At 65.7% G+C, this 13,724-nt stretch carries 14 protein-coding genes; 11 read left to right on the top strand and 3 right to left on the bottom strand.

Annotated features, from left to right (window positions below; genetic code table 11):
• Window positions 1–119: 119 nt before the first annotated feature.
• From B4F51_RS05535 to B4F51_RS05490, 10 genes are all read left to right on the top strand, one after another.
• Window positions 120–809 carry a 3-oxoacid CoA-transferase subunit A gene (locus tag B4F51_RS05535; protein WP_296224090.1) on the top strand — a complete coding sequence of 230 codons (690 nt, stop codon included), beginning with the start codon at window positions 120–122 and terminating at the stop codon, window positions 807–809.
• Window positions 810–915: 106 nt separating this feature from the next.
• The gene (locus tag B4F51_RS05530) at window positions 916–1,581 is read left to right on the top strand and encodes a CoA transferase subunit B (RefSeq protein ID WP_296224089.1); all 666 of its coding nucleotides are present in this window, start codon (window positions 916–918) and stop codon (window positions 1,579–1,581) included.
• A 24-nt stretch (window positions 1,582–1,605) separates the two neighbouring features.
• Complete coding sequence (gene pcaF / locus B4F51_RS05525) at window positions 1,606–2,808, top strand: 3-oxoadipyl-CoA thiolase (protein WP_296224088.1); 1,203 nt, start codon at window positions 1,606–1,608, stop codon at window positions 2,806–2,808.
• Between the two features lie 16 nt (window positions 2,809–2,824).
• The gene (locus B4F51_RS05520; RefSeq protein ID WP_296224087.1) at window positions 2,825–4,186 is read left to right on the top strand and encodes a 3-carboxy-cis,cis-muconate cycloisomerase; all 1,362 of its coding nucleotides are present in this window, start codon (window positions 2,825–2,827) and stop codon (window positions 4,184–4,186) included.
• Between the two features lie 22 nt (window positions 4,187–4,208).
• Window positions 4,209–5,021 (top strand): 3-oxoadipate enol-lactonase, encoded by an 813-nt coding sequence (gene pcaD, locus B4F51_RS05515; protein ID WP_296224086.1) that lies wholly within the window; start codon window positions 4,209–4,211, stop codon window positions 5,019–5,021.
• Window positions 5,014–5,409, top strand: coding sequence for a 4-carboxymuconolactone decarboxylase (pcaC, locus tag B4F51_RS05510; protein ID WP_296224085.1), 396 nt, complete (start codon window positions 5,014–5,016; stop codon window positions 5,407–5,409). Before pcaD ends, pcaC begins: the two co-directional genes overlap by 8 nt.
• A gap of 81 nt (window positions 5,410–5,490) precedes the next feature.
• Window positions 5,491–6,360 carry a branched-chain amino acid ABC transporter permease gene (locus B4F51_RS05505; protein ID WP_296224084.1) on the top strand — a complete coding sequence of 290 codons (870 nt, stop codon included), beginning with the start codon at window positions 5,491–5,493 and terminating at the stop codon, window positions 6,358–6,360.
• Window positions 6,357–7,391 (top strand): branched-chain amino acid ABC transporter permease, encoded by a 1,035-nt coding sequence (locus B4F51_RS05500; RefSeq protein WP_296224083.1) that lies wholly within the window; start codon window positions 6,357–6,359, stop codon window positions 7,389–7,391. Before B4F51_RS05505 ends, B4F51_RS05500 begins: the two co-directional genes overlap by 4 nt.
• Complete coding sequence (locus tag B4F51_RS05495) at window positions 7,388–8,161, top strand: ABC transporter ATP-binding protein (RefSeq protein WP_296224082.1); 774 nt, start codon at window positions 7,388–7,390, stop codon at window positions 8,159–8,161. The genes B4F51_RS05500 and B4F51_RS05495 overlap by 4 nt, the downstream gene beginning before the upstream one ends.
• Window positions 8,154–8,855: an ABC transporter ATP-binding protein gene (locus B4F51_RS05490; protein WP_296224081.1), complete on the top strand. Its 702-nt coding sequence runs from the start codon at window positions 8,154–8,156 to the stop codon at window positions 8,853–8,855. The genes B4F51_RS05495 and B4F51_RS05490 overlap by 8 nt, the downstream gene beginning before the upstream one ends.
• 16 nt (window positions 8,856–8,871) lie before the next feature.
• Here the strand turns inward: B4F51_RS05490 and B4F51_RS05485 are convergent, their stop codons facing one another.
• Window positions 8,872–10,053 (bottom strand): ABC transporter substrate-binding protein, encoded by a 1,182-nt coding sequence (locus B4F51_RS05485; protein WP_296224080.1) that lies wholly within the window; start codon window positions 10,051–10,053, stop codon window positions 8,872–8,874.
• Window positions 10,054–10,192: 139 nt separating this feature from the next.
• Window positions 10,193–11,170, bottom strand: coding sequence for a LysR family transcriptional regulator (locus B4F51_RS05480; RefSeq protein ID WP_296224079.1), 978 nt, complete (start codon window positions 11,168–11,170; stop codon window positions 10,193–10,195).
• Between the two features lie 119 nt (window positions 11,171–11,289).
• Here B4F51_RS05480 and pobA point away from each other — a divergent pair, with 119 nt between their 5' ends.
• Window positions 11,290–12,513: a 4-hydroxybenzoate 3-monooxygenase gene (gene pobA / locus B4F51_RS05475; RefSeq protein ID WP_296224078.1), complete on the top strand. Its 1,224-nt coding sequence runs from the start codon at window positions 11,290–11,292 to the stop codon at window positions 12,511–12,513.
• On the opposite strand, the gene B4F51_RS05470 is transcribed toward pobA, so the two are convergent.
• Window positions 12,491–13,576, bottom strand: a complete 1,086-nt coding sequence (locus B4F51_RS05470; RefSeq protein ID WP_296224077.1) for an endo alpha-1,4 polygalactosaminidase — start codon at window positions 13,574–13,576, stop codon at window positions 12,491–12,493. The two genes, pobA and B4F51_RS05470, sit on opposite strands and share 23 nt — an antisense overlap.
• Between the last annotated feature and the right edge of the window lie 148 nt (window positions 13,577–13,724).

Raw genomic sequence — 13,724 nt, 5'->3', positions numbered from 1 at the left:
GTCAAACAGGAGACTCGCAGGCCACCCTCTTTGTGGCCGGGCTTTTCTACGGCCCCGCGATGCTCCGAGCGGTGCCGGGCTGTGAAAAACCAGCCGGCGCCCCTGCCGGAGAATGTCAAGTGATCAACAAGATCTGTCCGTCTGTGGAGGCCGCGCTGGCCGATATCCCGGACGGCGCCACCATCATGATTGGCGGGTTCGGTACCGCCGGCATGCCTTCCGAGCTCATCGACGGGTTGATTGCCCACGGCGCGCGCGAACTCACCATCATCAATAACAATGCCGGCAATGGCGAGACGGGCCTGGCCGCGCTGCTCAAGGCGCGCCGTGTGCGCAAGATCGTGTGCTCGTTCCCGCGCCAGGCCGATTCCTACGTGTTCGACGCGCTCTACCGCGCCGGCGAGATCGAACTGGAACTCGTGCCGCAGGGCAATCTGGCCGAGCGCATCCGTGCCGCGGGCGCCGGCATTGGCGGCTTCTTCTGCCCGACCGCGTACGGCACGCAACTGGCCGAAGGCAAGGAAACGCGCATCATCGACGGCAAGCCCTACGTGTTTGAGCTGCCGCTGACCGCCGACTACGCTCTGATCAAGGCCCTGCGCGCCGACCGCTGGGGCAACCTTGTCTACCGCAAGACCGCGCGCAACTTCGGCCCGGTGATGGCGATGGGGGCCAAGTGCACCATCGCGCAAGTCAGCGAGACGGTGGAGCTGGGCGTGCTGGACCCGGAGCACATCGTTACGCCGGGAATCTTCGTCAAGCGCGTGGTGCAGATCAGCGCCGGGCAAGTTGCCAAGGAGGCCGCATGAGCAGCAAGCAGGGGCCCCGCGTAGCGGGGATGCGCACGTCCGCGAATGCAGGCCGTCGCCGATACCACGAAGACAAGATGAACGCGATTCGTCAGGAGGCGACCGCATGAGCGAAGTCAATCTCACCGCCGTGCGCCGCTGGACACGTGACCAGATCGCCGCCCGCGTGGCGCGCGACATTCCCGACGGCTCGGTCGTCAACCTGGGCATCGGCTTGCCGACATTGGTCGCCAACCAACTGCCCGCCGACCGCGAAATTCTGCTGCACACCGAGAACGGCCTACTCGGCATGGGCCCGGCACCCGCGCCCGGCGAGGAAGATGAAGACCTCATCAACGCCGGCAAGCAGCCTGTCACCGCCAAGCCTGGCGCGTCGTTCTTCCATCACGCCGATTCGTTCGCCATGATGCGAGGCGGCCATCTCGACTATTGCGTGCTCGGCGCCTTCCAGGTGTCGGCCACGGGCGATCTGGCCAACTGGCACACCGGCGCACCGGACGCAATTCCTGCCGTGGGCGGGGCGATGGATCTGGCGATCGGAGCCAAGCAGGTCTTCGTGATGATGGAACACCTGACCAAGCAGGGCGACAGCAAGATCGTGCAGCAGTGCACGTATCCGCTGACGGGCATCGGCTGCGTCGATACCATCTACACCGACTTGGCCGTGATCGACATTACACCCGAAGGGCTGGTCATGCGCGAGATGGCAGACGGCCTTGATTTCGATACGCTGCAGACGCTGACGGCTGCGCCGCTGCGTCGTGCCTTATAACGATTCTTGGAGACGGAACACATCATGACGGAAGCCTTCATTTGCGATGCCATCCGCACGCCCATCGGCCGCTACGGCGGCAGCCTCTCTGCCGTGCGAGCAGACGATCTGGGCGCGGTGCCGCTCAAGGCGCTCATGGCGCGCAACCCGCAGGTCGACTGGTCGGCCATCGACGATGTGATCTACGGCTGCGCCAACCAGGCCGGCGAGGACAATCGCAACGTGGCGCGCATGTCGTTGCTGCTGGCCGGGCTGCCCGATAGCGTGCCGGGCTCGACCATCAACCGCTTGTGCGGCTCGGGCATGGACGCCACCGGCACCGCTGCGCGTGCCATCCGCGCCGGCGAGACTTCGCTGATGATCGCCGGCGGCGTGGAAAGCATGAGCCGCGCGCCGTTTGTGATGGGCAAGGCTGCCAGCGCGTTTTCGCGTGACGCTGCCATCTACGACACCACCATCGGCTGGCGCTTCATCAACCCGTTGATGCGCGCGCAGTACGGCGTCGATTCGATGCCCGAAACCGCCGAGAACGTCGCCACCGACTACAAGGTCAACCGCGAAGACCAGGACCGCTTCGCGCTGCGCAGCCAGGCCAACGCCGCGCGCGCGCAGGAAGATGGCACGCTCGCGCAGGAAATCACCCCGGTGACGATTCCGCAGAAGAAGGGCGACGCCATTGTCGTGAACCGCGACGAACACCCGCGCGCGACCACCATGGAAGCGCTGGCCAAGCTCAAGGGCGTCGTGCGTCCGGACGGCTCTGTCACCGCCGGCAATGCGTCGGGCGTGAACGATGGCGCTTGCGCGCTGCTGCTGGCCAATGAAGCGTCCGCCAAGCGCTTTGGCCTGACGCCGCGTGCACGCGTCGTTGGCATGGCCACGGCCGGTGTGCCGCCGCGCGTGATGGGCATCGGCCCGGCGCCGGCATCGCAGAAGCTGCTCAAGCAACTGGGTTTGACGATCGACCAGATGGACGTGATCGAGCTGAACGAAGCGTTTGCCGCGCAAGGTCTCGCCGTCACACGCCAGCTTGGCTTGCGGGACGATGATCCGCGCGTCAATCCGAACGGCGGCGCCATCGCGCTCGGCCACCCGCTCGGCATGAGCGGTGCGCGCCTGGTGACGACGGCGATGTACCAACTGCACCGCACCGGTGGCCGCTATGCGCTGTGCACGATGTGCATTGGCGTGGGCCAGGGCATTGCGCTGGTGATCGAGCGCGTTTGAGTTGAGGCGTCCCGCCATGACCTTCGGCCTGCTCGATCGCGCTTTCTCCACACCGGCCATGTTGGCGGTGTGGTCCGACGCAGCCACTGTGCGTGCGATGTTGGATGTGGAGGCGGCGCTGGCACAGGCCGAGGGCGCGGTCGGCGTGATTCCGGCCGAGGCCGCCGCGCCGATCCGCGCGGTGTGCGCCAAGGCTGCGCTCGATCTGGACGCCCTCGGCAACGCAGCCGCCAGCGCGGGCAACCTTGCCATTCCGCTGGTCAGGCAACTGACCGCCGCCGTCGCCCAGCACGATGAAGACGCTGCGCGCTACGTGCATTGGGGCGCGACCAGCCAGGACATCATCGACACGGGCTTGATGCTGCAGTGGCGGCAGTCCGCTGAATTGATCGACGCGGATTTGCAGAAGCTGGCTGACGCGCTGGCGGCGCTGGCGCAGCGCCATCGCAATACGCCCATGGTGGCCCGCACGTGGTTGCAGCAAGCACTGCCGACTACGTTTGGCCGCAAGGTCTCCGGCTGGCTGGAGGCGGTCCATCGTGCTCAGGACCGTTTTGCCGCGCTGCGTGCGCATGTGCCGACGCTGCAGTTCGGTGGTGCGGCCGGCACGCTGGCGAGCCTGGGCGAGCACGCTTGCGCTGTCGCACAGACGCTGGCGCAGGAACTCGACTTGCCGCTGCCCACGCTGTCGTGGCACGGTGAGCAGGATCGTGTGGCCGAGATTGGCGCTGCGCTTGCGCTGCTGACCGGCACGCTTGGTCACTTTGCACGCGATCTCTCCCTGATGATGCAGACCGAGGTGGGCGAAGTCGCCGAGCCGTCGGGTGCGGGAAAGGGCGGCTCGTCCACCATGCCGCACAAGCGCAACCCGGTGGGTTGCGCGACGGTGCTGGCGGCGGCAACGCGCATGTCCGGATTGGCGAGCACGCTGCTGGCCGGTCTGCCGCAGGAACACGAGCGCGCGCTCGGCGGCTGGCAGGCGCAGTGGGCGACCTTGCGCGAGATGGCCTGCCTGACCGCAGGTGCACTCGACCGAATGCGCGAAGTCATTGAAGGTCTGCATGTCGATGCCGCCCGCATGCGCGCCAACCTGGACTTCACACACGGCCTGATTCTTGGCGAGGCGGTGATGCTGGCACTCGGCGCCGATCTCGGGCGCTTGCAAGCGCATCACGTGGTGGAAGCCGCCAGCCGCAAGGCCGTGCAGGAAAGCAAGACGCTGCGTGACGTGCTGGCCGCTGATGCCGACGTCCTGCGCATCTGGGGCAGCGCCACGCCGCAACGGCTGGCCGCGCTGCTCGATCCGGCCCATTACCTCGGCGACGCGGGCGCCGCTGTCGATCGCGTGCTGGCCGAGCACGCCCGCCGCCACCCCTGAACCCCATTCCTACGGAGACACCATGCCTTGGCTCGAACACGACAACGTCCGCCTTTATCACGAATTCGACGACGGGCCCGCCGCAGGCAAGCCGGTGCTGGTGTTGTCCAACTCGCTGGGCACCAACCTCGGCATGTGGGCGCCGCAACTGGATGCGTTGCGCCAGCATTTCCGCCTTCTGCGCTATGACCAGCGGGGCCACGGCCAGTCGAGCGTGCCCGATGCGCCGTTTGGCGTTGCGCAGCTCGGCGGCGATGTGCTCGCACTGCTGGATCATTACGACATCGACCTCGCGCTGTTCTGCGGGCTGTCGATGGGCGGCCTGACCGGTCTGTGGCTGGCTGCGTATCACGGCGAGCGCTTCCCGCGCATGGTCGTCAGCAATACCGCCGCACTGATCGGCACGCAGCAGAGCTGGGACGCACGCATTGCCCAGGTGGAGCAGGGCGGCATGGAGAGCGTGACCGAAACGGTGCTTGAGCGCTGGTTCACGCCCGGCTACCGTGCCGCCAAGCCGGATCGCGTCGACATCGTCAAGGCAATGCTGCTGAGCACCGCAGGCGCCGGCTACAACGGCAACTGCGCCGCCATCCGCGATGCCGACTTGCGTGCGCAACTGAAGGACATCCGCGTGCCGATGCTGGTGATTGGCGGCACGCACGACATCTCGACGCCTGCTGCGCAGACGAAGCTCATCGCGGATGGCGTGCCGGGCGCGCAGTACGTGGAGCTTTCAGCTGGCCATCTCGCAAATTGGGAACAGGCCGACGCCTACACCGACGCACTGGTCAGCTTCCTGACGACGGGCGTTGCTCAGGAGGCGGTTCATGGATGACCGCGAACGCCACGCCGCCGGTATGCAGGTGCGGCGCGCCGTGCTTGGCGACGCCCACGTCGACCGTGCCAACGCCGCGCAAACCGAGCTGACTGCACCGTTCCAGGACCTCATCACACGCTATGCCTGGGGCGAGATCTGGACGCGCCCCGGCTTGCCGCGCCATACGCGCAGCCTGCTGACGATTGCCATGATGGTCGCGCTCAACCGCGACGGTGAACTACGCCTGCACCTGCGCGCTGCCGCCAACAACGGCGTGACGCGTGACGAGATCCAGGAGGTGCTGCTGCAGACCGCCATCTATTGTGGTGTGCCCGCTGCCAACCATGCCTTTCACTTGGCGCAGACAGTGTTTGCCGAGATGGATGCGGAGGGCGCCGGCAGGTAGGACATTTCGTCTCGGTGGAGACGCTACGCAACACAGACCGGGCAAACTGGCCGCCGAGTCGGAGACCCAAGGAGGAGACCCATGCTCAGCGCATTGGGCGTGTTGTTCGACGGGTTGGCCTACGGCAGCCTGCTGTTCCTGATCAGCATCGGCCTGTCGGTCACGATGGGCCTGATGAACTTCATCAACCTCGCGCACGGCGCGTTCGCGATGGCGGGCGGCTACGCGTGCGTGGTGCTGATGAACCGCCTCGGCGTGCCGTTTCTGGTCACGCTGCCCATCGCTTTTCTTGTCACCGCAGCCATCGGGTTCGTGCTGGAGCGCACGCTGTATCGCCGGCTGTATCGCGCGAGTCCGCTTGACCAGGTGTTGTTCTCCATTGCGCTCGTCTTCATGGCAATGGCTGGCGCGACCTACGTCTGGGGGCCGACGCAGCAGCCGATTGAATTGCCGGAGATGCTGCGTGGGCAACTGCGCGTGTTCGATACCGCGCTGGAGGTCGGACGCTACCGCCTTTTCCTCATCGGCGTGGTGATCGTGCTGACGGCGTTGCTGGCCTGGCTGATCGAGCGCACGCGCTTTGGCGCGCAGGTGCGGGCTTCGGTGGACAACCAGCAGGCTTCGGCAGGGCTGGGCATCAACGTGAGCCTGGTGTTTTCCGTCACGTTTGCGCTGGGCTCCGGGCTGGCGGGACTGGGCGGCGGGCTGGGCATCGATGTGCTCGGGCTCGATCCGTCCTTCCCGATCAAGTACATGGTGTACTTCCTGCTGGTCGTGGCGGTGGGCGGCGCGGGCTCGATCAAGGGTACGTTGCTGGCCGCGCTGGTGCTGGGCGTGTTTGACGTGGCAGGCAAATACTACGCTCCGGAGGTCGGCGCGTTCGTCATCTACGGGTTGATGGTGGTGCTGCTCGTGCTGTTCCCGAGCGGCCTGCTGGGGAGGCGCGCATGAACGTGCAGCAGTTGTTGGCGCGATCTACGGACGCGGAGGATGCAGCCCAATCGCATGGGTTGCCGGATGGGGCATGGTCGCCGTTGGAGATGGCGTTCTGGTGCGTGCCGGTTGCGGTCTTCTTTCTCTTTCCGGACTACCTCGTCTTCGGCAGCCAGGTGCTGATCGTGGGGCTGTTTGCGTTATCGCTCGACTTGGTGCTCGGCTATGCGGGCATCGTGTCGCTGGGGCATGCGGGGTTTTTCGGGCTCGGGGCGTACGCAGCGGGGTTGCTGGCTGCGCATGGCTGGGGCGAGCCGTTGACGGGGCTGGCCGCGGGCGCTGTCGTCGCCGCGCTGGCGGGCTTCTGCGTGAGCTTTCTGGTTGTGCGCGGGCAAGACCTGACACGGCTGATGGTCACGCTCGGCATCGGGTTGATGCTCTACGAGGCGGCCAACAAGATGGCGTTCCTGACGGGCGGCGTTGATGGCCTTTCCGGCGTGACGATGAGCAACCTGCTGGGAACGTTCGAGTTCGATCTGGCGGGGCGCACGGGTTATGTCTATAGCCTTGTCGTGCTGTTTCTGGTGTTCGCGCTGCTACGCAGGCTGGTGCGCTCGCCGTTCGGGTTGTCCTTGCGTGGCATCCAGCAGGGGCCCAAGCGCATGCCGGCCCTCGGCGCCGATGTGCGCATGCGACTGGTGGCGGCCTTCACGGTGAGCGCGGCGATTGCAGGTGTCGCAGGCGGGCTGCTCGCGCAGACAACGCAGTTTGTCGGGCTGGATTCGCTGGGCTTCTCGCGCTCGGCAGAGCTGCTGATCATGCTCGTGCTGGGTGGCGCGGGGCGGCTATATGGTGCGCTGATCGGCGCTGCGGTGTTCATGCTGGCGCAGGACGTGCTCGCGGGCATCAATCCCGTCTACTGGCAGTTCTGGATCGGCCTGCTGCTGATGGTGATCGTGCTGTTTGCGCGCGGTGGCATCCTGGGCGGGGTGGAAGCGGCTGTATCCGCAATCAGGGCCTGGCATGCCCGCAAGGGAGGCGCCGCATGAACACCCCGGCGATGCATCCCGCGCCAACGCTCACCACGCGCGGTTTGTCCAAGCGTTGGGGCGGCTTTCTTGCCAACTCGGATATCTCGCTGTCGTTCGCCCCCGGCGCCCGCCACGCGCTGATCGGCCCCAACGGCGCAGGCAAGACCACCTTCATCAATCTGTTGACCGGCGCATTCGCACCGACCGCCGGCCAGGTGCTGCTGGACGAAGAAGACATCACGCGTTTGCCCGCGCACCAGCGCGTCAAGCGCGGCATCACGCGCACGTTCCAGATCAATACGCTGTTCCCCGGGCTGACGGTGCTGGAGTCGGTGATGCTCGCCATCTTCGAGCGGACCGGCGCGTCGTGGCATTGGCACCGCACCGTCGCTGCGCACAAGGAGGCGCGCGACGAGGCGATGGCCCTGCTGTGCCGCCTGCAACTCGGCGCCGATGCGTTGTCGCGCACACACGCACTGCCATACGGCAAGCAGCGGCTGGTGGAGATTGCCCTGGCGCTGGCCACGCAGCCGCGCATTCTGCTGCTCGACGAGCCTGCCGCCGGCATCCCGGCCGGGGAGAGCGCCGAGCTGTTCGAGGTGATTGCCAGCCTGCCGCGCGACATCACCATCCTCTTCATCGAGCACGACATGAACCTCGTCTTCCGCTTTGCCGAGCGGATCAGCGTGTTGGTGGCCGGTCGCGTGTTGACCGAAGGCACACCGCAGGAGATCGCAGCGGACCCGCGTGTGCGCGAGGTCTACCTCGGGGAGGCCGAACATGCCTGAATTGCTGTCCTTCGAGAACGTGACCGCCGGCTATGGCAATGCTGTCGTGCTGGACGACGTGTCGTTCCAATTGGAGGCAGGCGGCAGCCTTGCGCTGCTGGGCCGCAACGGCGTCGGCAAGACCACGCTGCTCGCCACGTTGATGGGCTTCACGCGCCAGCATGGCGGGCGCATCCGCTGGCAGGGCGCGGACATTGCCAAGGTGGCGCCGCATCGCCGGGCCCGGGCTGGGCTCGGCTGGGTGCCGCAGGAGCGGTGGATGTTTCCGTCGCTGACGGTGGAAGAGCATTTGACCGCCGTGGCGCGACCGGGGGCATGGGATGTGGCACGCGTCTACAAGACGTTCCCGCGCCTGCAGGAGCGGCGCCGCAACCTCGGCAACCAGCTCTCGGGCGGTGAACAGCAGATGGTTGCCATTGCCCGGGCGCTAGTGACGAACCCGGCGCTGTTGTTGCTGGATGAGCCGATGGAAGGACTGGCGCCGATCATCGTGCAGGAACTGAGTCGCGCCATCCGCGCGCTGGTGGATGAAGGCGGCATGGCGGTGATCGTGGTGGAACAGCACGCGCGCCTGGCGCTGGAACTGACGCAGCGCACGCTGGTGCTGGACCGGGGGCGCATCGTCCACGCATCGGCCAGCGCGGACTTGCTGGCCGATGCGCCGCTGCTGCAACGGCTGGTGTCGGTGGCTTGAGGCCGTCGCGTAAGGCTTACTTGCCGGGGTCTTTCACGTCGGCAAACTTGTCGAATTCGACGTTGTAGAGCTCGTTGCCGACTTTCTCCACGCGGCGGATGTAGACCGTCTGCACCACATCGCGCGTGACCGGGTCAATGGTGATGGGGCCGCGCGGGCTGTCGATCTTCATGCCCTTGAAGGCGGCCATCGCCTTGTCGCCATCGATCTTGCCGCCAAGCTTGTTGATCACGTCGTAGATCGCGCCGATGCCGTCATACGCGGCCACCGCCATGAAGTTGGGGCGGCCCGCGCTGGGGTTGGCATCGGCAAAGGCCTTCAGGAACGTCTTGTTTTGCGGCGAATCGTGCGCCGCCGAGTAGTGGAACGATGTGATCACGCCCAGCGGCGCATCGCCCATGGCGGGCAGCACGTGGTCATCCGTCAAATCGCCCGTGGCAATGACCTTGATGCCGGCCTGTGCGAGCCCGCGCTCGCGGAAGCCCTTCATGAACGCCACGCCCTGCTCGCCGGCCGGCAGGAAGACGAACACGGCTTGCGGCTTGGTGTCCTTCACTCGCTGGATGAACGGAGCAAATTCCGGGTTGCGCAGCGGCACGCGCACGGCTTCCACCACCTGGCCGCCGCCCGCGGTGAAGGTCTGCTTGAATGCGTTCTCGGCATCGATGCCGGGCGCGTAATCGGCCACCACCGTCGCCACCTGCTTGATGCCGTTCTTCAGTGCCCACGAGGCGATCGGCGTGGAGACTTGCGGCAGCGTCATCGACACGCGCGTCACGTAGTCCGACTTGGTCGTGATCGACGACGATGCGGCGTTGAAGATCACCATCGGCTTCTTGGCCTGCTGCGCAATGGGCGTCACGGCCAGCGCTTCCGGCGTGAGGCCGAAGCCCGCCAGGAAGTCCACCTTGTCGCGCACCACCAGCTCTTGCGCCAGACGCTTGGCAACGTCCGGCGCGGGGCCTGTCGTGTCCTTCATGATGATCTGCACCTGGCGCCCGCCGGCAGTCATGCCATGCAGCTTCTGATACGCCTTGATACCGCCTTCCATCTGCTTGCCGTAGTCGGCGAAGGGGCCGGAGAAGGGCGCGATCAGGCCGATCTTGATCGGCTCATCGGCGAAGGCTGGCAACGTGGTCATCAGCGCACCAATTGTGGCAACGGTAGCGGCGCTCAACAGCAGGGCACGACGTTTCATGAAGGTCTCCAAGGGTTGATAGGCAAGCGTGGGCCGGACGGTGACGTGGGGGCGTCGCCTGCGCGTGGCGACGATCCTAAAGACTTCGTGTTCGCATTGCAACCGAGTGTTCGGATTGTGAACATGCGTCGTAAGGTCGCTACTTCGTGTTCTTGCGTTTGGCGGGCTGGTGGCCGGGCTCGCGCCATTCATCGGCCTCGTCGTTGAACAACGACGACACCAGCGCCCGGAACCACTGGCTGCGTGCATCGTTGTGGAACTTGCGGTGCCAGTGCTGTTTGAGGTCGAAGCTGGGCAGTTCCAGCGGCGGCTCCATGACGCGGATATTGGCGTGCGACTGCATGAAAGTCAGGCCCACGGCGTGCGGCACCGTCGCAATCAGGTCCGTCCGCGCGAGGATGAACGGGATGCTCATGAAGTGAGGCGTGAGCAGCGTGTGCTTGCGGCGGATGCGTTTGCGTTCCAGGAAGCGTTCGTACAGCTCCTGGCTGCGCCCCTCGGCGCGCACCACGGCGTGGCCATATTCGAGGAACTGGCTCATCGACAGCTTGGTATTGCCGCCGCGCGTGACTGGGTGGTCCGCCCGCACGATGCACGTGAAGTAATGCGTGAACAGCCGCTGCTGGAAGAAGTTGGTCTTCTTGAGGTCGGGAAAGTAGCCGACCGCCAAGTCAAGCGAGCCGGTTTCCAATGCGCGCTCGATCTGCGCGGGCGGCAGCGACACGGACTGCACCGACGCACGCGGCGCCTCGCGCGCCATCGCTTCGACAATGCGCGGCAGGAACACCATCTCGCCCACGTCCGACAGCGCAATCGAGAACAGGTGCGTGGTGGTTGCCGGATCGAATGCGCCGGTTTCCAGGATGCCCTGCTGCACGCGCGCGAGCACATCGCGCGCCGCCGGGATGAGCGCCAGCGCGCGCGGCGTCGGCTCCATGCCGCGCGAGGTGCGCACGAACAGCGGGTCGTCGAACGCCGTGCGCAGCTTGGCCAGCGCTGTGCTCACGCCCGGTTGGCTCATACCGAGCTGCTGCGCTGCCATGCTCACGCTGCGCGCATCGTGCAGCGCCAGCAGGATCGGCAGCAGGTTCATGTCGAAATCGGGCAGTGCGGTCATGGCGGTATCACTATCTGGATCAGCGATAGAGATTATCGACAATATTGCATTGTGCGATATCAAATCTCGCGCCAACAATGGTTGCCATAACGATTCCAATCCATTCGGAGACAACCATCATGCGCACCCAGGTCGCCATCATCGGCGCAGGCCCGGCAGGTCTGCTGCTCGGGCAGCTTCTGCATCGCAACGGCATCGACGCCGTCATTCTCGAGACCAAGAGCCGCCAGTATGTGGAAGAGCGCATTCGCGCCGGTGTGCTGGAGCAGGGCACCGTCGACGTGCTCAACGAGTCGGGCGTTGGCGAGCGCATGCGCCGCGAAGGGCTGGTGCACCACGGCATCGATCTGTTGTTCGGCGGCAAGCGGCATCGCATCGATCTCACCGAGAGGTCAGGCGGGCGCTCCATCACTGTCTATGGGCAGCACGAAGTGGTGAAGGATCTGATTGCCGCACGCGTGGAGCAGGGTGCGCCGCTGCTGTTCGATGTGAGCGACGTGTCGGTGCGCGACATCGAATCGGCCACACCCTCGGTGCAGTTCGTGCAGGACGGCGTGCCGCAGACGCTGCATTGCGACTACATCGCCGGCTGCGACGGCTTTCATGGCATCTGCCGGCCCGCCATTCCGGAGCAGCGGCAGGCGGTGTTCGAGCGCGTATACCCGTTTGCGTGGCTGGGCATCCTGGCCGAGGCGGCACCCGCTGCCAATGAGCTGATCTACGCCAGCCACGAGCGCGGCTTCGCGCTGTTCAGCATGCGCTCGCCCAAGATCACGCGGCTCTATCTGCAGTGCAAGCCCGATGAGAACCTCGCCGAGTGGTCCGATGCCCGCATCTGGAACGAACTCCACACGCGCCTGGAGAACAACGACGGCTGGCACCTCAAGGAAGGTCCGATCCTGCAGAAGAGCGTGACGCCGATGCGCAGCTTCGTCTGCGAGACGATGCAGCATGGGCGCTTGTTTCTGGCGGGTGACGCTGCGCACATCGTGCCGCCCACCGGCGCCAAAGGCATGAACCTGGCCGTGGCCGATGTGCGTGTGCTGGCCCAGGCGCTGACGGCGCGCTACAGGCAGAACGATGCGACGCAGCTGGCGACCTACTCTGAACGCTGTCTGCAGCGCATCTGGCGCGCCGAGCATTTCTCGTGGTGGATGACGTCGATGCTGCATCGCTTTGACGACCATACGCCGTTCATGCGGAAGCTGCAGCGCGCCGAGCTCGAATACGTGGCGAGCTCATCGGCGGCGGCGCGCGTGCTGGCAGAGAATTACGTCGGTCTGCCGTTTGCGGACGCGCCGGCGAGGGCGATCGGCGCCGTCAGTAGTTCCAGGGCGGCGTAGTCGTCGGGTTGGACAGCGCAATCTGCGAGACCAGCGGGTGGAAGCCGAGGTTGCGCGAGCCGGTGTAGGCCGCCTGCGCGTTGACGGTCTGCAAGGCGTAGTCGATTGTGAAGACCGGCACGTTGCCGGTGCAGTATTCCTGCAGTTGCGCGACCGTCCACTGGGTATCGGCCGCCGCCGCGGCCTGGTCGCCGCCGGATACGCTGCCCCACTTGGCGCCGGCGGTGCCGCCGAACCACGTGTCTTCCTGCGAAATTGCATCGATATTCGGCAATAGCGCCGATGCGCTCGCATCGTCGATCAACCCCGAGGCATTCTGCTGGATCACCGCGAACTGCGGGTTGATGGCGCGGCCTGCCGCGCGGATCTTGGCAATGAAGTCCACCATGGCCTGCGCCGGGTCGATGCCGGCGGCCTGTGCTGCTGCAGCGACGGACGGTTCCGCGTACGCCTCCACCCAGTCCAGGTAGACGCCGTCGAAGCCCTCACGCGCCAGTTGAGCGACGGCCCCGTTGGGCCCCAGCCACAGCGCTTGCCAACGCGGGTCCCAGAAGGCGACGGGATAGTCGCCCGCCCAGCCGTCCGGATCAGCCTTGATGATGAAATCGGGCGTGCCGGGGCTCGTGGCGGTGGGTGCCTGCCAACTCGATGTCCAGTAGGAGCGAAAGCTTTCGGCTTCGCCGATGTCAATGTAGGCCAGCACCTTGCGCGCCAAGCCGTCAGGCTTGGTGTGCAGGCGCGCCACCATGCCGGTGGTGTCGAAATTCTCCAGGCCCTTGACGGTATTGTTGGCCTCGATCACGAGCATGTCGTACGGCTGTGCACCGAGCGCATTGATCTGCGCATCGGTAGTCATGCCCTGCAGTTGATACATCCAGGTCTGAACCCCGGCCAGCGGGGATGTTCCATTGGTACCACAGGCCGAAGCGGTGACGGCGGCCTTGGTCTTTGCGGTCGCCTGGCTGGCCTGGATGCTCAACGACGAACCGCCGTCGCCGCCGCTACAGGCGGTCAGCATCAGCCCGGCACATGCCAGGGTGAGAGAAGGGAGGGACAGGCGCATGGTTGTTCTTGAGAGAGTTGAGACATGGCGTATTACATGCCTGTGCGCTGGTCTGCTCGGATGGCGTTGCCAGCACAAGATTCAAGCTAGCACAATCAGATTGCGCCGCACCCTGCCAACGAGGGGGGGCGTTCTGAAAGTTGTTCAG

Origin of the sequence: Ralstonia sp. UBA689, from assembly GCF_002298975.1 — a bacterium.
Taxonomy (GTDB): Bacteria; Pseudomonadota; Gammaproteobacteria; order Burkholderiales; family Burkholderiaceae; genus Ralstonia.
Note: the sequence above shows the minus strand (reverse complement) of the source record. Positions and strands in the feature narration are given on the sequence as shown.